Source organism: Streptomyces roseofulvus (assembly GCF_039534915.1).
Taxonomy (GTDB): domain Bacteria; phylum Actinomycetota; class Actinomycetes; order Streptomycetales; family Streptomycetaceae; genus Streptomyces; species Streptomyces roseofulvus.
In genome coordinates, this window is the sequence record NZ_BAAAWE010000001.1 from 328963 (window position 1) to 354623 (window position 25661).

A 25661-nucleotide genomic window follows, 5' to 3' on the forward strand; every position below is an offset into this window, starting at 1 on the left:
GACGGCCAGGTCGGGCCGTGGTCACACTGGGGGTATGGATCGCAGCAAGGAGATCGCCGGCTTCCTCCGCACCCGTCGGGCCGCGATCACACCGGAACAGGCCGGGCTCGACTCGGACGGCCGCGTCCGGCGGGTGCCGGGGCTGCGCCGGGACGAGGTGGCGCGGCTGGCCGGGATGAGCACCGAGTACTACACGCGACTGGAGCAGGGACGGGCGGGGAACCCGTCACCGGAGGTCGTCGAGGCGCTGTCGCGGGCCCTGCGGCTGAACGCCTCGGAGCGCGAGCACCTCGGCGACCTGTTGCTGGCCCGCCGCGCGGCGGTGAGACGCGGCCCGCAGCGGCCCCAGCGGGTACGACCGGGGCTGTTCCTGATGCTGGAGACGCTGGGCCATGTGCCGGCGTTCATCCTGGGGCGGCGCACCGACGTGCTGGCTTCCAACCACCTGGCCCGCGCGGTGCTCACCGACTTCGATGCGCTGCCCGCCCCGCGCCGGAACCTGGCCCGCTACTACCTGCTGGACCCGCAGGCACGCGAGCGGGTCGGGGACTGGGAGCGGATCGCCGCCGAGACCGTGGCCATCCTGCGCCTGGAGGCCGGCCGCCACCCCGACGACCGGCAGCTGGCCGACCTGGTCGGCGAACTGACTCTGCTTTCACCGGAGTTCTCCGGGTGGTGGAACGACCACAAGGTGCTGCGCCGCACCCATGGGGACAAGCACTACGTCCACCCGCTGGTCGGCGAGATGCACTTCGCGTACGAATCCTTCCAGGTCCCCGGCGACACCGAACAGACCCTGTGCGTCTACAACGTCGAACCGCAGTCGCCGACCGCCGAAGCGGTACGGCTCCTGCGCGGCTGGGCCTCCCCGGCGGCGGTACCCGACCCGGCCGCGGAGCCCGCCGACGGGGGACATGCCCGGTAGCGCCCTCGCCTTCGGGGCGAAGGGCCCTCAGCCGATCGGCGCGTACAGCACGCCCAGCTTGTCGATCTCGTCGCCCGACCGGCCCGTGAAGCCGACGATCTGCCGGCCGGACGGTGCGGTGAAGGTGCGGGTGTCCGACGTCGCCACGCCCGCGGCGAGGGTACGGCCCCGGTCGGTCGTGAAGGACGCCGAGAAGATCCGGGTGCGCCCGTCCTTCTGGCCCCGTGTCAGCCGGACCGAGGTGAGGTGCTCACCTGAGGCGAGCGTCAGGGACGTCGCCGTGCCGCCCGTGCCGCCGTGGGTCAGGGCCGTACCGCCGTCGTGCGTCAGCGACACCGCGTCCAGGCGTGAGCCGCCGCGCAGGGTCAGGGTGCGCGGCGACACGGTGGCCGGGAGGTCGTCCGCGTCGTTGAACGCGGCGCCGTGCGGTCCGCCGAAGAAGTCGCTCGCCCTCAGGGACGGGGCGAGGGTGTAGGAGAAGTCGACGGTGTGCGGGAAGTGGTCGGAGAGGTGCTTGCCGTCGGAGCGGAGGAAGGACGCCCACTCGTTGTGGTAGCGGGTGGCATCGAGGCTCAGGAGTGCGCTGCCGCGGTACAGGACCTTGTCGACGACCTCGCAGGCGTCGGTCGGGGCGGTGGAGTCGCAGAGCAACGGGTCGGCGCCCTGCGGGGGCGCGGAGCCGCCCTTGACGAGGTCGACCCACGGGTCCTTCAGGCCGTTCTCGGCCAGCAGGGTGCGGATGTTGTCGCCCGCGCGCGTGTACCGCGTGTTCGTGTCCCCCATGACGATCACGGCGTTGCCGGAGGAGTTGGCCTGGATGAAGTCCGACAGCTGCTCGACGTTGGCGCGGCGGGCGGCCAGGGCGTCCTCGGTGCTGTCGGCGTTGGTGTGGACGTTGTAGAGGTCCAGGAAGACGCCCTCGGCGAGCCGCATACGGGCTAGCGAGAAGCCTTTCGGCGTCAGGCAGTTGGTGCCGGTGCAGTGGTTCCACCGGACCCGCTGGAAGTCCTCGAAGGCGTAGTCGGAGAGGGTGTTGAGCCCGTCGCCCAGCGCGGCTCCGCCGCTGGTGGCCGTGCGATGGGGGTGGGTGTCGTGGGCGTACAGGGAGGCGTGGTAGTTGAAGTCCTCCTGCACGTTCACGATGTCGTACGGGCCGAGCCGCTCGCCGATGAGCGGGGTGTTCGTCTCCGGGTCGCTGTCGCCCAGGCCGAGGGGGAGGCCGGCGATGTTGTACGTGAGGACCCTGAACGACCCGGTGGTGGCGGTACTGGCGGTGGCGGTCGTCGTGGCGGTGGCCGCCGGCGTGGCGGTGAAGCCGACGAGGGTCAGGGCCGCGGCCGCGAGGGTACCGAGGAGTCTTCTCATGGGGGGGTGTCTCCGGTCGGAGGAGTAGGGGACGAGACGTGAACGGTGCTCAGGTTCGCCGTACAACAACACGATGAGCAAGGGGACTTGAGGAAACCACGGACACGGATGCGAACCGCCGCGCCCGGGTCGTCCGCCGCTCACCCACCAGTCGTTCAATTTTCATCTTTCGCCTCGATCCTCCTCAGTCGGCGCAGCAGCGCCCGGGCGAGCAAGCGGGAGCCAGGAGGCGTTTCATGGGGCACGGCCATCACGGGCACGGTCATCACGGGCACGGTCATCATCCGCACGGACACGACCACGACGACGAACACCCGGCGTCGGAGTTGCCCGCCGCCTTCGACGTCTCCGTGCCCGACGAGGCCCTGACTCCCGAGCAGCGGTCGCGCCGCGCGCTGCTGCGCCGCGCGGGACTGCTCGGCGCGGGACTGACCGCCGGGAGCGTCCTCGCCCCGCGGACCGCCGCGGCCGCCGCCGCACCCGGTTCCCGCCGGACGAACGGCTTCCTGTGGCTGGCCGGCGACCACCACATCCACACCCAGTACAGCAACGACGGCAAGTACCGCGTCGTCGACCAGGTCCGGCAGGGCGCCAGACACGGCCTGGACTGGCTGGTCATCACCGACCACGGGAACGCGACCCACGCCAGGATCGGCGTCGAGAAGGTCAACCCGGACATCCGCGACGCCCGCGCCGCGTACCAGGACACCCTCGTCTTCCAGGGCCTGGAGTGGAACATCCCGGGCGCCGAGCACGGCACCGTCTTCGTCCACCCCGGCCCCAACGAGGTCGCCGTCCTCAAGCGCTTCGAGACCGACTACGACGGCGGCGTCAAGGGCGCCGGCGACTCCACGCCCGCCAACGAGGCGCTGGCCGTCGCGGGCCTGGACTTCCTCGCCGACCAGGTCCGGCGGCGCCAGGTCAAGGACGTGCTGATGCTCGCCAACCATCCGTCGCGCAAGGGCATCGACTCGCCGCACGAGATACGGGCCTGGCGCGACGCCACCGGGGACGGCCGCCGCATCGCCGTCGGCATGGAGGGCGCCCCCGGCCACCAGGCCGCCGGCATCGCCCGGGGCCTGGGCATGGGCCGTGCCCGGGGCCTGTACGACGGCAGCCCGGGAGCCAACTCCTTCCCCGGCTACCCGCTGGAGAGCTACCGCACCTGGGGCGGCTTCGACTGGATGACCGCCACCGTCGGCGGACTGTGGGACAGCCTCCTCGCCGAGGGCAAACCCTGGTGGATCACCGCCAACTCCGACTGCCACCACGTCTACACGGACACCGCCGTCCGAGGCCCGGACGGCGACTTCACCGCCGACGGCAAGCACGGCGACCCGGTCTACGGCGGGAGGATCGACCTCACCGAGGGCGACTACTGGCCCGGTCAGTACAGCCGCACGCACGTCGGCGCCGACGGCTTCGGCTACGCCGCCGTGATGGACGGCATCCGGGCGGGTCGCGTCTGGGTCGACCACGGGCAGCTGATCAGCGGACTCGACGTCCGCGTGGCCGGCGGTCACCGCTGGGCCACGCTGGGCGGCGCCCTCCACGTCAGGAGGGGTACGCACGTCACGCTGACCGTCGACCTCGCTCTCGCCGGCGCCCCCAACTGGGCCGGTTTCGTGCCGCGCTTGTCCCGCGTGGACGTCATCCAGGGCGACGTGACCGGCCCGGTCGCGGACCGGGACGCCTTCACCGCGCCGACGGCCCGGGTGGTGACGTCGTACGAGGTGAACAAGACGTCCGGCAGCGTCCGCCTCACCTACGACCTCGGCCGCGTCGACCGCCCGGTCTACCTCCGGCTGCGCGGCACGGACGGCCACCGCTCCGCTGTCGGAGCGATGGGGGCCGCGGTCGATCCCGCCGGCCCGGCCATCGACGTGATCGGCGACGCCGACCCGTGGCGCGACCTGTGGTTCTACTCGAACCCGGTGTGGGTCCTGCCGTCGTGACGCCGCACGCTCTGACGGTCGACGCGGGCGTCAGGGACCTGCGCGCCGCCGACCACCTGCTCCACGGGCTGGCCGCCGTACTCGACCTCCCCGACGCCGTGTTCGGATGCACGCACCTGGTGCGCGGTGAGCGGCCGCGTGTCGTGGTGTCCCTCGCCCTGCCGTCCGGGCCGCTCCTCAGCACCGTCGAGGAGCGGCTCGCGGCCCACGGCCACCCGGTGACGCGTGGCATCCCCGACGCGGTGGGCCGCGCGGTGCTGTACCCCGGCGCGGCCTCCCTCACGGGCACGCTCACCGTCGCCGACGTCGTCGCGCGCTCGGCGATCGACCGCGTGACCGTGCTCGGCGCCCCGCACCCGCCGACGACGGACACCCGTCTCGTCACGAACGGCCACGTACGCCCCCGATGGACGGACGACGGCGACCTCGTCCTGTCCGCCATGCCCGCGGCGGGCGGCGTACTCGTGCCCTTCGAGATGCCGGACCCGACTCCGTGCTGCGCGGACCACTGAGCGCGGCGCCGCGGCGCGGTGGTTCAGGGCTTGCCGGTGCAGCCGACGTCGTAGGCGCGACCAAGCGGACGCACGAGGGGCTGGACGTCGATCGTGGCGGCGGGGCATTCGGCACGGGTCCCGGCGATGGCGAGGACCTTGCGGGCGGGGGCGGGCTTCTTCGAGGAACAGAGGGTCTCGGCACCGGTTGCCGTCAGGCAGTCGCCGACGACCACCTCGCCGCCGCCGCGCCCCGGGTCCCCCGGGTGGGCGCCCGAGAGGTCCCGCGCGCAGACGACGCCGTCGGGTATGTCGGCCAGGGCCGGGTCGTGGGCCGGACTGCCGCTCCTGCTGTTCTGCTCCACCATGTGCGACTCCATGAACGACGGGAAGTGCCGGTGGATGGCGCGGTGCAGGGGCGAGGCCGACGCGCAGGAGCTGGGGGCTTCGATGTGCGGTCAGGTGGCCGCGTACAAGTAGCCACCGAGTGGTCCGGCTTCTGGGCGCCCTCCCCCAGGGGGTGCCGGGCAGGCGAGATCCTTCAGCGCGCGGTCGCGGCACCCCGCCCCTTGCGCCCACTGGATGCCCGGGTGCCCGGACGGGCACCCGGGCGCCGCTGGGACGGCGACGGACGCCCGTCGGGCCACTCGGGCGGGGCAGTTCCTCCGCGCGGCTGCGTCGCCGGGTCCGCGTTGCAGGTCTGGGTGTACGGGCCGTCGGGGTGGCGCAGGTGTGGGTCGTCCGGCAGTCCCGTACGCACGCGGGCGTCCGGTCCGGCCGTGGCGCGAGGGGCGGCGACAGACCGGGAGGGGAGTGCTGGATTCCGTCCGCGCGGACAGGCATGCTGACGGCGGACCGGGCGTCGGGGAGTCGACCAGTTCGGCCTGCCCGCTCCCGGCGCGCGGCCGGCCGGGGCGGGAACCGTCTGTGTCCTGGCGAAGTCGTTTCGTCCCTCCGCTCCGGTCGCCCGGGGGCGCGCTCGTGGCCATGCTGGTCGTCGTCGTGGCGCTGATGGTCATCGACGTCCTCCTCGCCGTCCGCGTACGCACCGGGCCGTCGCTGGACAGCGGGCGGGCCGAGAGGACCACGCGCGACATCGGCAGGCTGTTCTCCGTCATCCACGAGAGCGAGGAGGCCCGGCACGTGCTCGCCGCGGAGTCCGGGACCGCGCCGGTACCGGACGTCCACGCGGACCGGGCCCTCGTGCTCGCGGACGCGATCACCCGCGAGACCGCCACCCTGGGCCTGGACTCCGAGGGCACCGCCCTGAACTCCGCCCTCTCCACGTGGGTCGTCAACCCCGCCGCCGGCATCCAGCCCCTGTTGACGACGACGGACCGCCTCGCCGCCGCCCTCGACGCCCGCAAGGCGCGGGCCCGTCACGAGGCCGAGACCGGGCAGAACACGCTCTTCGCGCTCCACTGCGTCTTCGTCGCCGCGCTGCTCCTGCTGCTCGGCGGCCTGGTGTGGACGCTGTGGCGCAGGATCGTCCGCCCGCTCGCCGACCTCGAAGCCCGTCTCGGCAGCACGGCCGCCGACGCGGCCCCGCTCCCTCCGCCCGATACCCGAGGCTGGCTCGGCGGCGTGTGGAGCGAGGCCGAACGCACCCTCCTCCTGCTCAAGCAGTCCCGCCACCGCGCCACCCAGGCCGACCTGGCTCTGCGCACCGACGCGGTGACCTCCCTGGGTCTGCAGCGGATCCTGGCCGCCCATCACTCCCCCGGGCCCGGTGTGGACGCGCACGGCGAGTTGATGGCGGCGGAGGGCCTGATCGCGGGCGACTTCTTCGACACCCTCGCCCTGTCCGACGGCACGACCGCCCTCATCCAGGGCGACGTCGCGGGCCACGGCGTCGAGGCCGGCCTCCTCGCCGTCCAGACCAAGAGCGCCGTCCTGTCGGCGCTCCGCCTCAGTCTCGACCCGAGGGTGGCGGCCGCGGCAGCCTGGTCGATGCTCTCCACGGAGGACGAACGGTTCACGACCCTGGTCATCACCGTGCTCGACCCCGGTCGGGGAAGGCTGCGCTGGCTCAACGCCGGACACGAGTTCGCGCGGGTACGCCGCGCCGACGGCTCCGTCGAGGAACTGCCGCCGACCGGGCCGGTGATCGGGTCCTTCGTCACGGTCCCCGAAGACACCTGGGAGGTCGTCACGACCACCCTGTCCCCCGGCGACCTCGTCCTGCTCGCCACCGACGGCCTGACCGAGGCCCGCGACGCCCACGGCGCCATGCTCGGCGAGCAGACGGTCACCGACCTCCTCGCCGACACCGGTCCCGACCCGCGCGAGACCGTCCGCCGGCTCCATCTCACCGCCCAGCACCACGGCACGGACTGGGAACGCGACGACATCACCGTCCTCGCCGCCACCCTCACGGATCCCGGCGCGGCGAACGCGAACTGAGACCGGTGCGACGCAGACGGGCCGGGCACCCTCCTGCCGGACCCCGCCCCCCCTTCTCCTCCTTCGCCCCCTCGGGGAGACTGCCGCCATGCCTGCCGCACTCCCCCGTCCCGCCACCGCGCTCGCCTGCGTGGCCGTCGTGTTCTCCACCGCCTGCGGTCCGTTCCGGGGCGACCCGGCCGGACCTGAGCTCGTCGGCAGGTCGATCAGGGCGACCGAGTCGGCGAAGTCCGTGACCCTTCACATGGACGGGCTCTCCTTGACGGTGCCGATGGAGGGCCGCGTCTCCCTCGACACCCGAGGGAACTGCACCGCCACGATGTCCTACGGCACGGCGGGCACGGCCGAACTGATCAGGATCAACGGCAAGGACGTGTACCTCCGCCGCGACGAAACGCTCCTGCGCACGCAGGAGCGACACCGAAGCCCGAAGGAACTCGACGCCCTGGTCGACAAGGTCCGGGGCCGCTGGACGAGGCCGCCTGTCGACGGCCCGGACGCCCCGGCCGAACTGACGCTCTGCGACCGGGTGCCTCTCCCTCCAGGGCTGGGCAACGGCTGGGACGACGACTCCGCGAACGGCGAACCGGCCACCGTGGACGGGCACAGTGCCGTGAAGCTGGTGAGGCCGGACAGCGAAAGCGAGACAGTGGTCTACGTCGACGCGGAAGACCCCCCGTATCTCTTGAAGATCGTCACGAAAGGCGGTGAATCGCCGGGAACGACGACCTACTCGCACTACGACAGGCCGGTCGAAGCCAAGGCCCCGGCGCCCGAGGACATCGTCCTCACCGACTGACGGTTCTCGCCGGCCCCGTACGGAACTCGGTGTCGGCGCGATGGATGCCGTCGAGGTCCCCTGAGCTGTCCGAGCCAGACGATGTCGAGTACGGACAGGTGCCGCAGCGGGTGGAGGGTGAAGTAGGTGGCGGAAAGCCGGCCCGCGGAGGCGATCCTCACGTCCTCGCCCTCGGGATCGTCCGCGGGGCGTCCTGTTCACCGGCGCCCGCGCACTGCGGCCATGTCGATGCAGTCGGTCTCGTCTCGACCCGAGGCGTGGAACGCGTCGGCGGCGGGAGCCGAGGCGAGGCGGGCGGTCCCGGTGTGGACGACCTCGTAGAGAGTGGCCAGGGAGAAGGTGGCGCGGGACTCTTCCAGGGCCGCGGCCACTCGCGTTCGAAGGCGGGCACCCAGCGATCGGCGCGGCGATCGGCACGCAGTCGGTCGAGGAGCTCGGCCGGCGCTCTGGGCGGGAGAGCGTACGGAGAGGCAGCGGCGGTGTGGTCGGGCTGCGCGCTCATCGGCACCCCCGTGGGGGACGTGGTGGTGACACGGTACGCGGAAGGCGGGCGCCTCTTGCACCATCGCAGGCAGCAGTCGCGACGCCCCCGCTGCGGCACTCCACGCACGGACGCGTCCACACTCCCGTGCTCCGCCGGTCGACACCCCGTCGCATGAGGCACCGACGGCCTGTGGGAGCGTCTGCCGTATGCCGTGCGTTTTCTGTGAGCTCATCCGCGAGGACCGAGCGCACTGGGTGGCCCGTGGTCCCCAGGCGTGCGCGTTCACCCCGCGCGACCCTCTCGCCCCCGGACACACCCTGGTCGTACCGACCTCCCACTTCGCCGACCTCTTCGACACACCCAGCGAGGTCCTGGCCGAGACGACGGCGCTGGTCCAGCGTCTGGCCAAGGCGATGCGGACCGGACTGAACGCGACAGGGGTGAACATCCTCAGCGCGAACGGTCCGGCCTCTGAGCAGTCGGTGCACCACCTGCATTTCCACGTCGTCCCGCGGTGGCCCGAGGACGGCATCTCCACCTGGCCGACCGGCCGCTCGCACCACCGGCTCGCCGGAGACCCGGCGAAGCGGATCGCCCACGTACTGGCGGCGGAGACAGAGCACACGGGTGGCTGAGGAGCCGGGGCCCAGATGAGTAGTTGGTCGCCTGAGGTAGATGAGGTGCTCGAGGCGTCGGGATGGATGCCTTGGACGGAAGGTCGACACGGCACGCTGGCGTTCCGTGTTCGAAGCAGTCGGCCTCGCCATGCACGATGCTGCGCAAGCCTTCCTGCAAGAGCGATCGGACGCCATCTTCACCCTCTCGGCGAACTGGACCACGGCCGGTTCTTCCTGGGCATGGATGAAGCGGGCGTGATCGACCTCGTCGAGACCTGGGTTGCCAGCTTCGGGGCGATGCAACAGGCATCCGGCACTTGATGCGGCAGACGGCCTCGCTGCCGGGGCGCTCCCCAGCCAGTCGGCCAGGGTGGACGCCTTCGGTCGGGCAACAGATCAACCCGCCGCCGTTCATCGCCGACCTGCCCTGGCCTGGAACTCCAGAATCGGCGGAGGCCACTCAACCGCATCAAGATGCTGATGCGCCACGTGCTCGCGTGACGACCTACACCAGTTCCTCATACACATCGATCTCGGAGGGCCTCCGGTCAAGCAACGGTTCGAGGCGCCTCTCCACAGCGGCGAACCACTCCTCCGCGTCCGCGTCGGCGTCGTGGAAGAACCAGGAATCGTAGCTTCCCAACGCGTCCAGGGCGGGGCCGCACGCGTAGCGAAGTTCGCAGTGCACCTGGACGTAGTGCTCGTGCACTCCCTCGGCGTCGTTGACCTCGAACTGTCTCGTGAGGTCCACCGTGAACATCGGCCGCCCGGTGAAGGCGTACGTGCCGTACTGGAAAAGCAATCCGTCAGAGTCGGGCGGCGGCGCGGTGGCAAAGCGCTGCCGCGCAAAGCGCGTGAAAGCCAGCCACGCGGCCCGAGTGGTCAACTCGCTCGTCTTCGATCGTCCAACCTCCAGCTCGGCACGCAGGACGTCGAGGGCGTTCTCCATCCGCGGTCTGTCGTGCACGCCGGATCTCGGTTCGTGCATCGGCACCCTCATACTTCGGCCCGAGATCGTGGTCTTGCTGGTGTGGGCGATCTTCCGCACCGCCCGGCCGCGTCCGTCCCCTGCCACCGATTACTCCAGTCGACCGAGACGGAGGGCATCTTTCATCTCGCTGAGCTTCGCGGCTGCCGCCTCGGTCCACTCCTTCGGCCGTTCAACGGCGCGGAGGGCGTCTTCAATCTCGGTCAGCTTCGCGGAGGACAGCACGCCTGCCCGCTCGACCAGGTCGTCACGGGAGACGGTGGTCAGCCACGTGCACGGGGTGAAGCCCGGACGCGGGAACGCGAAGCGCAGCACACCTTCGAAGGGCAGTCCCTCCTCGGCGCCCACCGCCACTTCGATGCCCAGATCGCTGACGTCCACGCCCGCGGGAGCGACGACCTGCATCACCTGGAGCCCGGACGCCTCGTCTCCCGACAGCAGCACGACCGGCCGTCGCTCATCGAACTCGACCCACCAGACTTCGCCGTGTTGCATGGTTCCTCCTGGCACGGTCCGGGGTGAGGGCGCTGTGAAAGCGGTGCGGCCACCGGTGATCATCGGTGTGTGAAGACGGGAGATCACGCGGTCGTCGCCCGCAGGGGTCACAGCGTAGACCGTGCCCGCTGGAAGCGGGTCATTCGCGGGCCGCTTCGCGCGGATTCCCCCTCCCGGTGCCGGCTGCGGGACTTGGCCCTTGGGCTGTTCCCGGACCTGCAAGGGGGTCTTCGGCGTGGAGGCCGCCCGCGCGGTGTCGTGCCTGGGCGCCGCGGGTGTGCGGGCGGACGCCTTCACCGGTGCGCGTGCCGCCTCCGAGCGCAGTAGCCCGCCGGATCTGGCCGGTCGACGGGCGATGGGGTCGGGTGTGCCTGTCAGTGAATTCGATCATGGTGCGGTCGTCCGCGGGCGTGATCACGGCATCGGAGAGTCCGGGTGAAGGGGGCGATACGGGGGGCCGTCGTCATGGCGGTCATGGCCTTGGCCCTGAGCGGGTGCAACGACGGTGCCGCCCCGGCGGAAGGCGCTGCGAAGGGCAGCCCGACGGTGGGAGGGACGCCGGCGACCTCGTCGGCCACGGGCGGCGGAGGGTCGTCGGCACCCGCCGACGGCGGCGGAGGGGCGTCGACGCCCGCCGACGGTGAGGGCGTGACACCGAGCGTCCCACCGGTCTGGGTGGACACGACGGGCCTGTACGCCGCGCTCCCCTCCGGGGGCAGCATCGGCGACGTCATGGTCGGCGGTGATCCCGTCGTGGTGCGGGGCGACGAGGTGGTCAAGGGCTGCCCCGAACTCGCGAAGTCGCCGTGTACCGGGATTCAGGCGATCGGGAACCGGGACATGGAGGCCCGGGGTTCCGCGGAAGAGGCATGCGTGGAGTTCACCCTCTTCACCTTCGCCACGGCGTAGGACGCGTCCACGACGATGAAGGACCTGGCGGAGCACGAGCACGAGGAGAGCGCGGAGTACGGCGAGCCGGCGCGGCCCGTGACGGTGAACGCCGACGCGGACGAGACGGAGGCGATGCGGGACGGCGACACCTTCGAGGTCGTCACACGCATCGGCGCGGTCGGGGCCCACCTCCACGCGAGCGACACCGAGCTCGGCAACGTGGAGTACGCGGCGAAGGTCCAGATCGCCCGCGTGAAGTCCGTCTCGAACGGCATCGACCCGGACCGCTGACCCGCCGGACGGTTCGCCCACGAGCACCGGTCGGCGCCCGCAGTGACCTCCGGCGTTCGCCTCCGGCCGCAGGTTTCGGCTGCCGTACGCCGCGTGAGTCGTGAAACACGAGGCGTCGTGCTCACGGACGCAGCCTCAGCCTGTTCACAGCAGGTCGTCCCGCAGGGGAGGCTGGGCGGGCGCGGGGCCGAGGGTGGTGGTGCCGGCCGTACGGTGTCCGAGACCGGTGCGGTACGCGTCGAGAGCCGCTTCCACCCGGCCGGTGCGGCGCAGCAGGTCGCCGAGGAGGCGGCACACGTCGGCGAGGTCGCCGGCGGCGCCCGCGCGTTCCAGGAGGCTCATCGCGCGGACGTAGTGCTCCTCGGCGGCTTCGGTGTCGCGCGTGTGCTCGGCGATGATGCCGAGCAGCCGGTGCGCGGCGGCTGCGTGGACCGCGCCGCGTTCCGGGGAGAGCCCCCCGAGGACCTCGCGCAGCAGCTCGGCGGCCTCTTCGGACTTGCCGCGCCTGTGCAGCACGTCGGCGAGCTCGACGGCGACCTGGCTGCTGTAGAGGGCGGCGCGGCGGGAGGACAGCATGGCGCGGGCTGCGCGCAGTTCCTCCTCGGCCCGGGCGAGTTCGCCGTTCTGGGCGTAGACGTAGCCGCGCATCCAGCGGCAGTTGGCCAGTTCGGTACGGATCTTCAGCTGGCGGTACATCTCCGCGGCCTTGGCGAGCGAGGCGTCGGCCTCGGCGATCCGGCCCTCGGCGAGCAGGGTCCGGGCCACCGAGCGGTGCATGCGCGCGATCAGCGCCGGGTCCCCGGCCTGCGGGGCGAGGGCGAGCGCCAGCTCGGCGGCCTGCGCGGCGCGGGCCTGCGCACCCATGTCCATGTAGGGGCCGATCACGGCGGTGTAGAGCAGGAGCAGGGCGTCGGGGTCGTGCAGGCCCGCGAGGTTGAGCTCGTCGAGCGTCGACTCCAGGAGGTAGACGGCGTAGCGGAGTTCGCCGGCGAGGTAGTGGGTGACGGCGCGGCCCCGCCGGGCCGGGACGCGGGCGGGCAGGGAGGCGGCCGCGAGGGTCCGCTCGGCCGCCTCGAAGTGCTCGCGGGCTCCCTGGAGGTCGCCCGTCTCCAGGGCGCAGTCGCCGAGACCGAGCTGCGCGGCCGCCTGTTCTTCGACGAAGCCGTGTGCCGCGGCCTGCGCCAGGAGGCCGGCGAACCGGTCGGCGGCCTGCTCGGCCTCGCCGTCGGCGAGCGCGCGCTGGGCCTCGGTGAGTCCCAGGCGGAGGTCGGTGGCGAGGTGGGTGGGCCGTCCGGTGGCGAGTTCCTCGAAGGCGACGCCGAGCCGGTCGGCGAGGTGTCGCAGTGCCTCGTCGGAGGGCCGGACCCGGCCGGCCTCCAGGGTGGAGACGTAGGCGGGCGTGTAGGCGGGCTCGGCCAGCTGCCGCTGTGTCAGCCCGCGCCGCCGCCGCAGTTCCTGCACCCTGCGTCCGATGGTCTCGGGGTCGTCCCGTTCCGCCATGCGTCCCATCATGCCAGCGCCTCCCCTCCCGCTCGCCGCCGCCGCTCCCTGCCTGCGCTCGCTCGCTCGCTTCCTCTGCTCGTCCCCCGCCGGCTCGCCCTCGCCGCTCGCTGTCTCCACTCGCCGCCTCCGACGCCGAACGCAGCCGTGACCGGCCCGTGCGCCCCCGTCGTACGTCCCCTGTCTCGCGGGGGTCTTGTGTCCCGTGGCGGCGAACCCCTAGCTTAAGCGGCTACTTAAGCACACTTAACTCTTCGCTTGAGAGAGGTTCACCGTGCCCAGACGCGGAAGCAGCCGTACCCGCTGGATCGCCTCCTTCGGCGCCGCCCTCACCACCGCGGCCCTGCTCGCCGGCGGCGCAAGCACCGCCGGAGCCGCCCCGGCCCCCACCACGGACCCCACCATGGGCACCGGTCTCGTCACCGACTCCGGGGCGGCAAGGACCCACGAGGTCGAGTACTTCGACGGCCCGGGTGGCCACCCCCGGCACACGCACGTCCCGGCGGACGCCCCGGCCAGGGTCGCCCGCCACCAGACCTCGACCACCGCCGCCGCCGTCGACGCGACGGTCACGGCCGTCCAGGAGACCGGACCGGTCACCGGCCGCCTCGACCTGGTGGTCATGGGCGACGGCTACACCGCCGCCCAGCAGGCCGACTTCCGCGCGGACGCACAGGCGACGATCGACGCGGTCTTCGCCATCGAGCCGTATGCCAGCTACCGGGGCCTGTTCAACATCTGGCTGGTGGACACCGCCTCCGCCGAGTCCGGCGTCTCCGGCGACCCGACCGCCGACGCCGTCAAGGACACCGCCCTCAGCTCGTACTTCTTCTGCGACGGCATCGAGCGGCTGCTCTGCGTCGACGAGTCCAAGGTCACCGCCCACGCCAACCAGGCGCCGGCCTCCGACATCGTCTTCGTCATCGCCAACTCCACCAAGTACGGCGGAGCGGGCTACACCTTCTCCCCGCCGCCGCCCGGCGCGTCGTACCGCGGCATCGCGACCATGTCCTCCGACAACGCGAAGTCGTACCTCATCGGCGCCCACGAACTCGGTCACTCCATAGGCGAGCTGGCCGACGAGTACCAGTACGCCGGCTACGGCGCGTACCCGTACAAGTCGTCCGCCAGCACCAACATCTCCACCTCCGCCGACCTCGGCACGAGCAAGTGGTACCGGTGGGTCGGGGAACAGGACCCGACCGGCTCGCCCATCGGCACCTACGAGGGCGGCGACTACTACGAGACGGGCGTCTACCGCCCGACGGACACGTCCCTCATGCGGACCCTCGCCTCCACCGAGTTCAACCACGTCGGCCGCGAGGCGATGATCAAGGGCTTCTACACCCACGCCGACGCCGTGACCTCGACCGTGCCGACCGGCCAGCGGGTCGGCCCGACCCAGCCGCTGACCGTACGGCTCGCCCCGGTGACCGGCCTGGCAGGCCTGAACCTGACCTGGTACGTCGACGGCAAGCAGGTCCCTTGGGCCACCGGCGACCTGTCAGTCACCCCCGCCGAACTCGGCGCCGTCCGCAGCGGCCAGCGCGTCACCGCCACCGCCACCGACACCACCGCGGCCGTACGCGACCCGGCGGTCCGCACGGCCACCACCAACTCCCTCAGTTGGCGGGTGCGTTGACGGACCAGTGACGGCAACGGGCGAGAGGGGCCGGTGCCGGGGTCGCGTTCCCGGTCCCGGTCCCGGTCCGGGTCATCGTCGCCGTCGCCGTTCGCCGTCGCCGTTCGCCGTCACGCGCCGTCGCCGAAGGATCTCCCCCGACCGACGACCTCTCCCCCCACCCTCGCAGACCTCTCCGGGAACTGCCCGGTCAGAGCCGCGTTGCGGTGCGGATCAGGCCGGCCAGGGTGAGGGAGGGGCTGTGCGCGGGCCAGGCGATGTGGGTCACGACCGGTGGCGCGTCGGCCAGCGGGACGGCGGTGTGCTCGGCCCACAGCCAGGAGCGGGCGGATTCGGGGACGATCGCCAGGGTGCGCCCGAGGGCGATCAGCTGGGCCAGTTGTGTCTGATGGTGGATCTCGGGGCCCGGACCGGGCGCGTAGGTGCCGTGGGCGGGCCAGCGGGCGAGCGGCAGATCGGGGACGTCCCTGACGTCGGCGAGGGACAGGGTCTCCGGGTGGCGAGGGGGCGGCCGGCAGGCAGGACGGCGACCTGCCCCTCGGTCACCAGGGCCTCGCTCTCGAATCCGGCCAGGGAGTTCCACGGGGTGTGCATGAGCGCGACGTCGGCGCGGCCGTCGCGCAGCAGCTGTTCGTGCTCGCGGATGCCACACGGCAGCACCTCGACCTCGGCGCTGTCGGGCTCGGCCGCGTAGGCGTCGAGAAGCTTCCGCAGCAGTTCGTGCGACGCGGCCGCCTTCACCGCGAGGACCAGTCGTCGGCGAGGGCCGCCGGGGCTGTCGGCGTCGGCGACGCGCCGGGTTCGGCGAGCGGCGGCGACGACCGCGTCGAGCGCCGCCCGGCCCTCGCACAGCAGCACCTCTCCGGCGTCCGTCAGTCGGACGCCACGGCGGTTGCGCTGCAACAGGCAGACCCCGAGACGCCGTTCGGTCTGCTGGATCGCCCGCGACAGCGGCGCTGGGCCATGCCGAGGCGCTCGGCCGCGCGCCCGAAGTGCAGTTCTTCGGCGACGGCCACGAAGTACCGCAACTCGCGCGTCTCCAGGCTGTCCACGGCCGCAGCATACGTGGTGATACCCGGCGGGTATGACAGCGCACCGGATCGGTGTTGGCCGGACCACGTACCCGAGGACCACCCTCATCAGCATGAGCGAAACGAAGACCGCGCTGGTGACCGGCGCGAACAAGGGCATCGGGTACGGGATCGCGGCTGGGCTGGGCAGCCTCGGATACCGCGTGGGCGTGGGAGCCCGCGACGCCGTGCGACGCGAGACCGCCGTCGCGCAGCTGCGCGCCCTCGGCGTGGACGCGTTCGGGGTACCGCTGGACGTGACCGACGACCGGAGCGTCACCGACGCCGCGAAACTGGTCGAGCGGTCGACCGGGCATCTGGACGCCCTGGTCAACAACGCCGGCATCTCGGGCGAGATGAGCCCGGGGTGGGAGCAGGACCCGACCACGCTCGACCTGGAGGTGATCCGCACGGTCGTCGACACCAACGTCCTGGGGGTCATCCGCGTGACCAACGCGATGCTGCCGCTTCTCCGACGCTCCGCCTCGCCCCGCATCGTCAACGTCTCCAGCAGCGTCGGCTCCCTGGCCAAGCAGTCGGACCCCCACACCGACATCGGCCCGATCATGGCGGCCTACGCTCCGTCGAAGTCGTTCCTCAACGCCCTCACCATCCGGTACGCCCGGCAGTTCGCCGGTACGCACATCCTGGTCAACGCCGCCTGCCCGGGCCTGGTCGCCACCGACTTCACGGGCTTCCACGGCCCCCGCACCCCCGCACAGGGCGCGGCCGCACCGAGCCGGCTCGCCACCCTGCCCGACAGCGGCCCGACCGGTGCGTTCTTCGACGACGAGGGAGTCGTCCCCTGGTGACCGACCCACCCCCGCACCACTCGGGACCGGCAGGTGTCGAACGGCCCGCAGTTACCCCGTCGGCTCAGCCCCCACAGCCGCCGCAGCTCTCCAGGCCCCGTCCGTTGAGCTTGGGCGGGTCTTCGTCGGCCCAGGCGACGCGTTCACCGGTCCGCGGTTCCTCGAAGGCGGACATGCCCCCGGCCCCGATCAGGAGGGGCGCGATGGCGATGGCGATCATCCACCATCCGAGGGTCTCCTGGAGTCCCTGAAGGTCCGCGTCCAGCAGGACCCATCCCAGCGCCACCCAGACCGTGAGAGACAGCCAGCTGCTGAACAGGATCCAGCGATCTTCCCGGCTCACGCGCCACCCCCGTCATCTCGTTGCCGACGTTGTGCCCCTCCCCCGCCGACGGAACACACCACTCCTCTCGCGGAGTGGCGTCCTGTCCTCCGGAGCCCTGGTCCACCTCGCTCCGAGTCAGAAGCCAGGCGCATGCCGGGCGGGGTGGACTTGCGGACCCCGTGGTCGGAGGAGACGACCACCGTCGTCAGCAGGTCGGCGAGGCCGGCGGCGGCAAGCTTGGCGTGCTGGGCGTCGTGATCGCCGTTGGTGACGACCGCGAGGTGCCAGCCGCGGTCGGCCAGGGACTGGACGGCGGCGTTGACGGCGGGCCGGTACGGCACGAGTTGGGGGGTGCGGCGGCGGAACGCCGCGTCGTGCTCGTCGACGGTGCCGGGCAGGGCGTACGTAGCCTTGGCGAGCGCGAAGAAGTCGCGGCGACGCCCGGAATGCGCCGCGTCCGCCGCGTCGAGCCACCGCTCAGGAATCGCGTGACAGGCGGAGAACTCCCTGGCCCGGGCGGAGAAGGCGCCGGCGCGGTCGGTGAGGGTGTCGTCCAGGTCCAGCAGGGCGACGGGGCGTACGGAGGAGCGCGTCCCGTCGGCGTGCTGCGGGTGAGGGGCGGTCGTCATGAGCGCTGACGACAGTCGGGGCGCATGGGTTCACGCGGAGACGGCGGCTGCCCGCTGGCGTTCTTCGCGTAAGCCCCCACCGCGTAGCGGTACTTGGCGTCGGCGGACGGGCGGCGATCCCCTGTCGACCGCGGTCGGCGCCATCGTCCACCTGCGTTGCCGCGCGCCCGTGTCCGCTGCCGGCACCGCGTTGCCGCGCTGGCGCCACGGCGGGGGACTTCCGGTACGGGCGACTGCGGGACACGCCCGGCGCACCGCGGGGGCGGTGGAGACGATGGTCCGTTCCGCACGGCGGCCGCGGTTTCAGGAGGCTCGGAGCAGTGTCATCAAGGCACGGGCCGCGGGGCTGGTGGCCTCAGGGGGCGGGAGCAGCGCGACGGTCTCGTAGACGGTCTCGGCGACACCCGTCACCGGGAGGGCTCGCAGGGTCTCGCGCTTGTGACGGAAGTGGCGGGGTACGGCCGCCACGCCCAGGTTCTCGTCCACCAGGTCGAGCAGGCTGTGGACGTCGTTGACCTCCAGGGCCACCTTGCGCCGCACGCCCGCGGCGGCGAAGGCGGCGTCGGTCGCCCGGCGCGGCCCCCAGTCGGGGTGGAAGTCGACGAAGACCTCCGCGGCGAGGTCGCCCGGAGCGAGGGCCGCCCCGGCCGTCGCGAGCGGGTGCTCCGGGTGGCAGAGCAGGGTCATCGGCTCGGTGGCGAGCGGGACCGAGCGCAACTGGTCGGAGTCGGCGCACGTGCGATACGCGAAGGCCAGGTCGAGACGCCCTCCGGACACCTCCTCGGCCAGGTCGAGGGAGCCGGACTGCCGCAGCCGGATCTCCACGTCCGGGTGGCGGCGACGGAACGCGGCCAGCAGCCCCGCCGCGTACACCCCGGCGATGCACTGCTCGGTGCCCAGGGTGAGCGTTCCGCGCAGCACGCCCTGCACGGCGGCCACGGCCTCCCGGGCGGTCCGGACCTGGGCCAGGATCCGTTCGGCCTCGCCGAGCAGCGCCCGCCCGGCCTCCGTCAGGGTCACCTGGCGGGTGGTCCGTACGAACAAGGGGGCCCGCAGCTCCCGCTCCAGCGCCCGCACGGACGCGGACAGGCCCGATTGCGACACCATCAGGCGCTCGGCGGCCCGGGTGAAGTGCCGTTCCTCGGCGACGGCGACGAAGTGCTGGAGGTGGCGCAGTTCCATGATTGAGAAGCGTATCCGCTGAATCCCATCGGATTCTCCTGTTGGACCGATGCCTCCGGGCGGGTGCACATTGGTCCCGGCCCGGCCCCACGGGTGGCCGGCACCCCTCGACCTCATGGAGCCGTGTTGTACACCGCACACCCCGACCGTTACGCCCGCATGCCCTACCGCCGTACCGGGAACAGCGGCCTCAAGCTGCCCGCGCTGTCGCTGGGCCTGTGGCACAACTTCGGCCCCGACCGTACGGCCGACAGCCGGCGCGCCATCCTGCGCCGCGCCTTCGACCTCGGGATCACCCACTTCGACCTGGCGAACAACTACGGTCCGCCGCCCGGCGCCGCGGAGTCCGCCTTCGGCGACGTCCTCAGGTCGGACTTCGCGCGGCACCGCGACGAGCTGATCGTCTCCACCAAGGCCGGATACCTGATGTGGCCCGGGCCGTACGGCGAGTGGGGGTCGCGCAAGTACCTGCTGTCGTCGCTCGACCAGAGCCTGACCCGCCTCGGCCTGGAGTACGTCGACGTCTTCTACTCGCACCGCTTCGACCCGGAGACGCCCCTGGAGGAGACGATGGGCGCCCTGCACTCCGCGGTGCAGCAGGGGAAGGCGCTCTATGTGGGCGTCTCCAACTACTCGGCCGAGCAGACCCGGGAGGCCGCCCGCATCCTCGGCGAGCTCGGCACCCCGCTGCTCATCCACCAGCCGCGCTACTCCCTGCTCGACCGGCGCCCGGAGACCGAGGGCCTGCTCGACGCGCTCGACGACCTCCGGGTCGGCTCCATCGCCTACTCCCCGCTGGAGCAGGGCCTGCTCACCGGCCGCTACCTGAACGGCGTTCCCGACGACTCGCGGGCGGCGAGCGACAGCCCGTTCCTGCAGCGGGAGGCCGTCACCGGGGACCTGGTGAACCGCCTGCGGGCCCTGAACGCCCTCGCGGAGGACCGCGGTCAGACCCTGGCGCAGCTGGCCCTGGCCTGGGTGCTGCGCGGAGGCCGCGTGACCTCGGCCCTGATCGGCGCGAGCAGCACCCGCCAGCTCGACGACAGCGTGGCCGCCATCGACAACCTCGGCTTCGCCGCCGAGGAGCTCGCTCGCATCGACGCGCTCGTCGGTTCGTGAGCGGCGGGGGCGACGGCCCCCCGCCCTTCGGCGGTCCGGGCCGGGCGCGTGCCGTCCGGTCCGGACCGCCGGGAGGGAACCCAGCGGGTCCCGTCGCGCCGGGTCCGAACAGGCTGCCGGTACCGATGCACTCCTCCGGCGCCGCGCCCGGCGCGTGCCGGGAGAACCGCCCCCCGCTCCATGACTCCCTGGGGACGGAGCCGCGTTTCAGAAGGCGAAGACGGTGTTGCCGTTCAGCGTGACGGAGAGGTCGCAGCTGTTGGAGAACGTGTGCTTCCAGGCGATGCGCTCGCCCTGCCACACGCCGTCGGCGAAGAGGGTGACCGGGTCGTAGTGGAGGGGACACATTCGGTCCGGCGCGGGGGCGACCAGCAGGCGGTCGAGGGAGCCGGAGGTGGCGGCGAGTTCCGCGCAGGCGGCCTCGGGGTCGGGGTGGGTTCCCTGAGCCGTCGGTGCGCAGCTGAGGGTCGACGCCCGCAGCACTGCGGCCTGGTCGTCGCCCTGGGCGATGGCCAGTACGAGGGCCGACGGGGCGTACAGGCTGTCCGCCTCGGCCTGCGCGACGCTGGCGGAGCCGGCGAGGACGAGGAGGACGGAGGCGGAGACGGCGGCGAGACGATGACGCATGACAAGCTCGCTTTCGAAGAGAAGGGAATGCGCAGGAGATCTCTGCGGCTCTACGGTCCAGCACCGCGGATACTGTCGCGAACGAAGGCGGCCCGCACGTCGATGGCCTACTTACGGACAAGCCGTCAATGTCCGACGACCGACCGGTCGTTCTGGCTGCTCGCCGCATCCCGAACGCCCCGCCGGGCGCACCGGCGCAGGCCCGCCACCTTGTGGTGCACCCGGAGTTGCGGGCCGACATCCCGATCCGGGCGCCCGCCGTTCACCTTCCGTGCACGGAACATGACCGATTGCCATCACATGCCGATCGAGATGTCGTAGGGTCAGACCGTTTTGGGCAGGGAGCACCGATGCGCCGTCGCTCTCCCCGCCGCACGTCGCGAGCTCCGAGCGCGGCGGACGACTCCCCCAGCGCGCACCCGAGATCCAGCGCGAGGGTTCCGTCACGCTCCCGACGGCCGGCGTGCGAGAGTGATCACTCGTGCATGCCGATCGACAGCAGGTCGGTCGGCGACGAGAGCGAGGAGCGTGTCATGGCCCTGGAGCGACCGGAGATCGATGCCCCCAAGGGTCGGCCGTCCCCCTATCTGCACCTCGAGGACGTGACGCTCGGGGACGGGGCCGAGGCCACCAAGGGATCCGAGGTGTCGGTCCACTACCTCGGGGTGGCGCACTCCACCGGGGAGGAGTTCGACGCCTCCTGGAACCGCGGCGACGCCTTCACGTTCACGCTGGGCGCCGGACAGGTCATCAAGGGCTGGGACATGGGCGTGCGCGGCATGAAGGTCGGCGGCCGGCGGAAGCTGGTCATTCCGCCCCACCTGGCGTACGGCGACCGCTCCCCCTCGCCGGCCATCAAGCCGGGCGAGACCCTGATCTTCGTGGTCGACCTCCTTTCGGTCGACTGAGACCAAGGGGGGCGACTTCCTGCCCAACCGGGGTGTCTCCGTCGAGAGCGCCGGCGCATCCAGCAGCCCATCCCCCCCGGGGCCGCGAGCGTGTGCCGGGCAGGTGGTGCCTGCGGCCGTAGCGACCCGCTTGGGCGACGGGAAAGCGACGTCTCCGCCCCGTCGCCCCCAGACGGCGGGTGCGGCCCGCGCTCGCCGGCGGGCGCGGGCTTCGCCGCGCCCCCGCGCTCGCTTCGGAGGCCCCAGGCCGAGCACGTGCCGGCTACCGCACCTTGAGAGAATATGTAGATCGGTCTACAGTGACCACATGGGAGTGAAGGGCGCCGAGACGCGCGACCGATTGCTGGACGCGACGCAGGAGTTGCTCGAGGCCGGGGGTTACCTCGGCGCCGGGCTCAATCAGGTGATCGCGACCAGTGGCGCACCCCGCGGCTCGCTGTACTTCCACTTCCCCGGCGGCAAGGACCAGTTGGTCGGCGAGTCCGTACGGCGAGCCGGGCGGGCGATCGGCAGCGACCTGGAGAGCCTGGCGGACTCCAGTACGTCGGTGGCGGAGTTCGCCGAAGCGGTACTGCGTCACCTCGGCGAACGACTGGAAGAGTCGGGGTGGCACAAGGGCTGCCCGGTGGCCACCGTCGCACTGGAGACGGCCAGCACCAACGACCCCCTGCAGGAGGCGTGCTCGGAGGTCTACACGTCGTGGGAGACGGCTCTGCGCGCACGGCTGGCAGGCCACCCGGAGGCCGACGATCTCGCCGTCACCATCCTGGCCCTCGTGGAGGGCGCGCTCCTGCTGGCCCGTACGCACCGCAGCACAGAGCCCCTGCACCGGGTCGCCCGCCAGATCGGCGTCCTGGTCGACTGACGAGAACCGCCCGCCGTCGCCGGCGGGCTTTTTCCTACCCAGAAAATATGTAGACCGATCTATTCGAGGAGAGTTCTCTGATGGATGACGCGATCGTCTTCGGCGCGACCGGCTTCATCGGCCGTTCCCTCGTCGCCGAGCTGCTCGCCCGGGGGCAGCGGGTGGCGGCGGCCGTACGCAACGACACCCTCACCCCCTGGCTGACCTCCCAGGGCGTCGACCTCAGCCGGCTCGAGATCGTCACCGTCGACATCACTCGGCCGCTCGCGGACCTGCCCGACGTCCGGGACGTGTACAACGCCGCCGGCCGCTTCGCCTTCGGCCTGAGCGAGCGGGACGCCCGGTCGGTGAACGTCACCGGGGCGCTGCACGTGGTCGAATGGGCCGCCACGCTGCCCCGGCTGCGCAGGCTCGTCCACATCAGCGGTTACCGGGTGAGCGCGGCCGACGGTCACCCCGACTACGCCGAGCTGGGAGCCTACGAGGCGTCGAAGTCGGAGGCCGATCTCGCCGTACGGGCCCGCGCCGAGGAACTGTCGGTGCCGCTGACCGTCGCCAATCCCAGCACCGTCATCGGGCCGGGCCAGTACATCGGCCTGGCCACGCTCGTCGAGGAGCTGTGGCACGGGCGGCTTCCCGCGCTGCCCGGAAGCTCCGACACGTTCCTGCCGGTCACGACCATCGACTACTTCGTGCGGTTCCTGGCGGAGATCCCCGCGTCACCCGCGGGTGAGCACTACTGGGTGCTCGACGACGACACCCCGCTCCTGCCCGAGCTGATCGGCGCGATGGCCGCTCACATGGGCGTACGAGCACCCCGCCGAACGCTTCCCGTCGGTCTGCTGCGGCGGCTGCCGCGACGCCTGACCGGTGCCGACCCCGAGACCCTGTCGTTCCTGTCGGCGGACCGCTATCCGACGGCCTCCGCCGATGCCTTCGCCGCGGGCGTCGGTCTGGAGAAGCCTCCGGTGACCCAGGCCCTCCGCACCTGGGCCGACGACCTGGTGGCCGCCCGCTTCGGCTCCGCCTCGCCCTGGCGGAGCCCGTACGGCTTCCACACCGTCGCCGGCGCCCCGACCTGGGTGACCGGCGACCGTCAACACCCTTCCCACGTCCTGCTGCACGGCCTGCCGATGAACGGCGACCTCTGGAAGCCCGTCGCCGCCCACCTCCCCGGCCCGGTACTCGCCCCCGACCTTCCCGGCCTGGGGCGCTCGGCCCCCTCACCCGAGCCGATCGACGTGTGGCTGGCCGATCTGATGGGCCCGGTGCAGACCCGCCCCGTGCTGGTGGCGCACTCCCTGGCCTGCGGGGCCGCCCTCCGCTTCGCCGTCGACCATCCCGACCGCCTCAGCGGCCTCGTTCTCGTCTCCCCGGCGTTCCTCCAGGCCCCCGCCCCGCGCCGCGCCCGCTCCGCCCTGGCCGCGCCGATACTGCGGCGCATGCCGCCCCCTCGGCTGGCCCGGACACTCGGCGTCCCCGACGGGCCAGAAGTGCGAAGCGCAGCAGCCGACTTGAGGCGCCCCGGCGTGGCGCGGCGCGTGACCGCGTCCCTGCGCGGGCACACCGTCCAGCGCCGAGAGTGGCGAGCCCTGCTCGACCGCGTGACCGTCCCGGTCCAGATCGTCGTGGGTTCGACGGACCCGCTGACCGAACCCGTCGACCTCCCGATGGCCGAGATCGCCGGCGCCGGCCACTACCCCCAACTGACCCATCCCACCCAGCTCGCCGCCCACCTCCGCTCCCCCGCCGCCGCTCCGACCGGCGCGTGAGCCGGTCGTCGCCCTGCGGAAGCCCACTGCTCGGGACTTGACGCAGATGACGGGCCTGTTCTCGGGTGCGGGGGGGCAGGCTCACAATGGTCGGGTGGACAGACAGGAATCGGTTCAGCGGGCGGAGATCGACCGGATCATCGATCCGTTGAAGGAGAACATGCCCCAGGCCGGTGACCTCGGTTTCGAGGCGATCCGGCAGATGGGGAACCCGGTACCGCTCCTCGTGCGAAACGACGGGAAGGAGCAGTTGCAGCTCTGGCTCGAGCCGTGCGGCCAGGACTACTGGCTGAAGCCCGGGGAGTCCGTGTACGTCACCTCGTACGGGAGATGGGACGGCCATCCGTTCGAGACGATCCACGAGACGGGCTGTCTCACCGTCTGGGCCACGTCCTGGTTCGCGACGGTCTCCGACTGCGACGGCAACGAGTTTCCCCCGGGGCCGCAGGGAGGACATTGAGGTCGTCGACGCCATGTCATCCGGACAGGGAGTGCGGCGAGGGCGCAGTGCGGCGAGGGTGAAGTGCGATCTGGTGGGGATCTGCCGCCGCGGATCGCTTGAGCGATGTGCGGAGGAAGGCCGTTCGTGATCGCGCCGGGCACGAGTCCTGCGGAAGTCGGGTGGGGAGCCGACGAACGGTGCGCCGTCGGCATCCGTCGGGCTCATGGCGGAGGCGTGTTGATGATAGGCGCGCGGAGGGGGTGACGTCCGGCCGCGTCCCCTGCCCGAAGTCCTCCAAGAAGCCGTCGCCGGCGGCGCGGTGGGCACGACGCGTCCGCTTGCCCCCTATGGGGGATCCGGGGGCAGCGGCGTTGTCGGACCCCGGTGTTAGCGTCACCTCCATGGCAAACCGCTCGTATCTCTACTCCGCAGACTCGATGCCGAACGAGGCAGAACTCCCGCAGCGGATCCGATGCATATCGGAGCACAACTGGGACATCCCTCTCGCGCACAAGCTCCTGGTGGGCCGCGGGACGACGATCGTCCCGTCCATGATCTGGAACCCGCCGATCGGGATCGCCGCGGACTACGCCGGCGGCGCGGCCTTGCTCCGCGACCTGCTGCGCGCGGTCGGCGGGGGCCTGGAGGACGACGCCGAGTTCGCGGACTGCGTTGCCAGAACCACGGCGCACCTGGAGAAGCAGCAGGCGAAGTACTTCGTGCTCGAGACCGGGGAGATCGTCTCGATGACGGACGACGATCCGGCAGCCAGCGTGCGGCGCCTGGTGTCCGAGGACATCCCGCATGCCGTCGCCATGGCCGAGGCGGCGATCGGTGGCCAGAACGACGCCTGGCTGGCGTCGCTGCGAGCCGACTGGCAGTCGCACTTCGCCTCCTTCTACAGCGACGCTCTGTACTTCTCCTTCCCCGGCTGACACGGCCCGTGACGACGCGCCGCAGGTGACAACCGAACCGCTGCCGGCGGCGCATCGTCATCCCCGCCCCGCGAACTCTTCCGGCTCCGGGGAGGCTCACGCGAGGGACAGTCAGGCGGACGGTGACCA

General features: G+C 72.1%; 27 protein-coding genes and 1 pseudogene. 17 read left to right on the plus strand and 11 right to left on the minus strand.

What is annotated here, in order from left to right; all coding sequences use genetic code 11:
- Nucleotides 1-34: 34 nt before the first annotated feature.
- The gene (locus ABFY03_RS01580) at nucleotides 35-925 is read left to right on the plus strand and encodes a helix-turn-helix transcriptional regulator (protein WP_319013606.1); all 891 of its coding nucleotides are present in this window, start codon (nucleotides 35-37) and stop codon (nucleotides 923-925) included.
- Between the two features lie 27 nt (nucleotides 926-952).
- On the opposite strand, the gene ABFY03_RS01585 is transcribed toward ABFY03_RS01580, so the two are convergent.
- The gene (locus tag ABFY03_RS01585; protein ID WP_346168908.1) at nucleotides 953-2290 is read right to left on the minus strand and encodes a jacalin-like lectin; all 1338 of its coding nucleotides are present in this window, start codon (nucleotides 2288-2290) and stop codon (nucleotides 953-955) included.
- Nucleotides 2291-2526: 236 nt separating this feature from the next.
- Here ABFY03_RS01585 and ABFY03_RS01590 point away from each other — a divergent pair, with 236 nt between their 5' ends.
- Complete coding sequence (locus ABFY03_RS01590) at nucleotides 2527-4245, plus strand: PHP domain-containing protein (protein WP_346168909.1); 1719 nt, start codon at nucleotides 2527-2529, stop codon at nucleotides 4243-4245.
- Nucleotides 4242-4757, plus strand: coding sequence for a hypothetical protein (locus ABFY03_RS01595; protein ID WP_346168910.1), 516 nt, complete (start codon nucleotides 4242-4244; stop codon nucleotides 4755-4757). Before ABFY03_RS01590 ends, ABFY03_RS01595 begins: the two co-directional genes overlap by 4 nt.
- Nucleotides 4758-4780: 23 nt before the next feature.
- Here ABFY03_RS01595 and ABFY03_RS01600 read toward each other — a convergent pair whose 3' ends face one another.
- Nucleotides 4781-5104 carry a hypothetical protein gene (locus tag ABFY03_RS01600; protein ID WP_346168911.1) on the minus strand — a complete coding sequence of 108 codons (324 nt, stop codon included), beginning with the start codon at nucleotides 5102-5104 and terminating at the stop codon, nucleotides 4781-4783.
- A 619-nt stretch (nucleotides 5105-5723) separates the two neighbouring features.
- On the opposite strand from ABFY03_RS01600, the gene ABFY03_RS01605 reads away from it, so the two are divergent.
- Both ABFY03_RS01605 and ABFY03_RS01610 read left to right on the plus strand, forming a co-directional pair.
- A complete protein-coding gene (locus ABFY03_RS01605) occupies nucleotides 5724-7139 on the plus strand; it encodes a PP2C family protein-serine/threonine phosphatase (protein WP_346172183.1) in 1416 nt (471 codons plus the stop codon).
- Between the two features lie 88 nt (nucleotides 7140-7227).
- Nucleotides 7228-7938: a hypothetical protein gene (locus tag ABFY03_RS01610; RefSeq protein ID WP_346168912.1), complete on the plus strand. Its 711-nt coding sequence runs from the start codon at nucleotides 7228-7230 to the stop codon at nucleotides 7936-7938.
- A gap of 197 nt (nucleotides 7939-8135) precedes the next feature.
- Here the strand turns inward: ABFY03_RS01610 and ABFY03_RS01615 are convergent, their stop codons facing one another.
- The gene (locus ABFY03_RS01615; protein ID WP_346168913.1) at nucleotides 8136-8309 is read right to left on the minus strand and encodes a hypothetical protein; all 174 of its coding nucleotides are present in this window, start codon (nucleotides 8307-8309) and stop codon (nucleotides 8136-8138) included.
- Between the two features lie 319 nt (nucleotides 8310-8628).
- On the opposite strand from ABFY03_RS01615, the gene ABFY03_RS01620 reads away from it, so the two are divergent.
- Together ABFY03_RS01620 and ABFY03_RS01625 are read left to right on the plus strand one after the other, a co-directional pair.
- A complete protein-coding gene (locus tag ABFY03_RS01620; RefSeq protein ID WP_346168914.1) occupies nucleotides 8629-9057 on the plus strand; it encodes an HIT family protein in 429 nt (142 codons plus the stop codon).
- Nucleotides 9058-9163: 106 nt separating this feature from the next.
- Nucleotides 9164-9298 (plus strand): hypothetical protein, encoded by a 135-nt coding sequence (locus ABFY03_RS01625; protein ID WP_346168915.1) that lies wholly within the window; start codon nucleotides 9164-9166, stop codon nucleotides 9296-9298.
- 246 nt (nucleotides 9299-9544) lie between these two features.
- Here the strand turns inward: ABFY03_RS01625 and ABFY03_RS01630 are convergent, their stop codons facing one another.
- Together ABFY03_RS01630 and ABFY03_RS01635 are read right to left on the minus strand one after the other, a co-directional pair.
- Nucleotides 9545-9988 (minus strand): hypothetical protein, encoded by a 444-nt coding sequence (locus ABFY03_RS01630; RefSeq protein WP_346168916.1) that lies wholly within the window; start codon nucleotides 9986-9988, stop codon nucleotides 9545-9547.
- 129 nt (nucleotides 9989-10117) lie between these two features.
- The gene (locus ABFY03_RS01635) at nucleotides 10118-10522 is read right to left on the minus strand and encodes a type II toxin-antitoxin system PemK/MazF family toxin (RefSeq protein WP_346168917.1); all 405 of its coding nucleotides are present in this window, start codon (nucleotides 10520-10522) and stop codon (nucleotides 10118-10120) included.
- Between the two features lie 648 nt (nucleotides 10523-11170).
- On the opposite strand from ABFY03_RS01635, the gene ABFY03_RS01640 reads away from it, so the two are divergent.
- Nucleotides 11171-11431, plus strand: coding sequence for a hypothetical protein (locus ABFY03_RS01640; protein ID WP_346168918.1), 261 nt, complete (start codon nucleotides 11171-11173; stop codon nucleotides 11429-11431).
- A gap of 15 nt (nucleotides 11432-11446) precedes the next feature.
- Entirely contained in the window at nucleotides 11447-11704 is a 258-nt protein-coding gene (locus tag ABFY03_RS01645) for a hypothetical protein (RefSeq protein WP_319013595.1), read from the plus strand.
- Nucleotides 11705-11848: 144 nt separating this feature from the next.
- On the opposite strand, the gene ABFY03_RS01650 is transcribed toward ABFY03_RS01645, so the two are convergent.
- Nucleotides 11849-13204, minus strand: coding sequence for a tetratricopeptide repeat protein (locus ABFY03_RS01650; RefSeq protein ID WP_319013594.1), 1356 nt, complete (start codon nucleotides 13202-13204; stop codon nucleotides 11849-11851).
- Between the two features lie 274 nt (nucleotides 13205-13478).
- Between ABFY03_RS01650 and ABFY03_RS01655 the strand changes: the two genes are divergently transcribed.
- A complete protein-coding gene (locus tag ABFY03_RS01655) occupies nucleotides 13479-14846 on the plus strand; it encodes a M64 family metallopeptidase (RefSeq protein ID WP_346168919.1) in 1368 nt (455 codons plus the stop codon).
- 190 nt (nucleotides 14847-15036) lie between these two features.
- Here the strand turns inward: ABFY03_RS01655 and ABFY03_RS01660 are convergent.
- Nucleotides 15037-15889 (minus strand): annotated as a pseudogene (locus tag ABFY03_RS01660) (LysR family transcriptional regulator).
- A 101-nt stretch (nucleotides 15890-15990) separates the two neighbouring features.
- Here ABFY03_RS01660 and ABFY03_RS01665 point away from each other — a divergent pair.
- Nucleotides 15991-16728 (plus strand): SDR family oxidoreductase, encoded by a 738-nt coding sequence (locus ABFY03_RS01665; RefSeq protein WP_346168920.1) that lies wholly within the window; start codon nucleotides 15991-15993, stop codon nucleotides 16726-16728.
- A gap of 64 nt (nucleotides 16729-16792) precedes the next feature.
- Here ABFY03_RS01665 and ABFY03_RS01670 read toward each other — a convergent pair whose 3' ends face one another.
- From ABFY03_RS01670 to ABFY03_RS01680, 3 genes are all read right to left on the minus strand, one after another.
- The gene (locus tag ABFY03_RS01670) at nucleotides 16793-17071 is read right to left on the minus strand and encodes a hypothetical protein (protein ID WP_319013591.1); all 279 of its coding nucleotides are present in this window, start codon (nucleotides 17069-17071) and stop codon (nucleotides 16793-16795) included.
- On the minus strand, nucleotides 17068-17682 hold the full coding sequence (locus tag ABFY03_RS01675) for an HAD family hydrolase (RefSeq protein WP_346168921.1): 615 nt from the start codon (nucleotides 17680-17682) through the stop codon (nucleotides 17068-17070). The genes ABFY03_RS01670 and ABFY03_RS01675 overlap by 4 nt, the downstream gene beginning before the upstream one ends.
- A gap of 303 nt (nucleotides 17683-17985) precedes the next feature.
- A complete protein-coding gene (locus tag ABFY03_RS01680; protein WP_319013589.1) occupies nucleotides 17986-18864 on the minus strand; it encodes a LysR family transcriptional regulator in 879 nt (292 codons plus the stop codon).
- Nucleotides 18865-18990: 126 nt separating this feature from the next.
- Here ABFY03_RS01680 and mgrA point away from each other — a divergent pair, with 126 nt between their 5' ends.
- Nucleotides 18991-19983 carry an L-glyceraldehyde 3-phosphate reductase gene (gene mgrA / locus ABFY03_RS01685; RefSeq protein ID WP_346172184.1) on the plus strand — a complete coding sequence of 331 codons (993 nt, stop codon included), beginning with the start codon at nucleotides 18991-18993 and terminating at the stop codon, nucleotides 19981-19983.
- A gap of 207 nt (nucleotides 19984-20190) precedes the next feature.
- On the opposite strand, the gene ABFY03_RS01690 is transcribed toward mgrA, so the two are convergent.
- Nucleotides 20191-20610, minus strand: coding sequence for a subtilase-type protease inhibitor (locus ABFY03_RS01690; protein WP_346168922.1), 420 nt, complete (start codon nucleotides 20608-20610; stop codon nucleotides 20191-20193).
- A gap of 533 nt (nucleotides 20611-21143) precedes the next feature.
- On the opposite strand from ABFY03_RS01690, the gene ABFY03_RS01695 reads away from it, so the two are divergent.
- The 5 genes from ABFY03_RS01695 (at nucleotide 21144) to ABFY03_RS01715 (ending at nucleotide 25532) form a co-directional block, all read left to right on the plus strand.
- Nucleotides 21144-21518: an FKBP-type peptidyl-prolyl cis-trans isomerase gene (locus ABFY03_RS01695; RefSeq protein WP_319013665.1), complete on the plus strand. Its 375-nt coding sequence runs from the start codon at nucleotides 21144-21146 to the stop codon at nucleotides 21516-21518.
- A gap of 307 nt (nucleotides 21519-21825) precedes the next feature.
- Entirely contained in the window at nucleotides 21826-22383 is a 558-nt protein-coding gene (locus ABFY03_RS01700) for a TetR/AcrR family transcriptional regulator (RefSeq protein WP_346168923.1), read from the plus strand.
- Nucleotides 22384-22463: 80 nt separating this feature from the next.
- Nucleotides 22464-24155 (plus strand): alpha/beta fold hydrolase, encoded by a 1692-nt coding sequence (locus ABFY03_RS01705; RefSeq protein ID WP_346168924.1) that lies wholly within the window; start codon nucleotides 22464-22466, stop codon nucleotides 24153-24155.
- A 94-nt stretch (nucleotides 24156-24249) separates the two neighbouring features.
- Nucleotides 24250-24615, plus strand: coding sequence for a hypothetical protein (locus ABFY03_RS01710; protein WP_319013585.1), 366 nt, complete (start codon nucleotides 24250-24252; stop codon nucleotides 24613-24615).
- 383 nt (nucleotides 24616-24998) lie between these two features.
- On the plus strand, nucleotides 24999-25532 hold the full coding sequence (locus ABFY03_RS01715; protein ID WP_319013584.1) for a DUF7822 domain-containing protein: 534 nt from the start codon (nucleotides 24999-25001) through the stop codon (nucleotides 25530-25532).
- The last annotated feature ends 129 nt before the right edge of the window (nucleotides 25533-25661 follow it).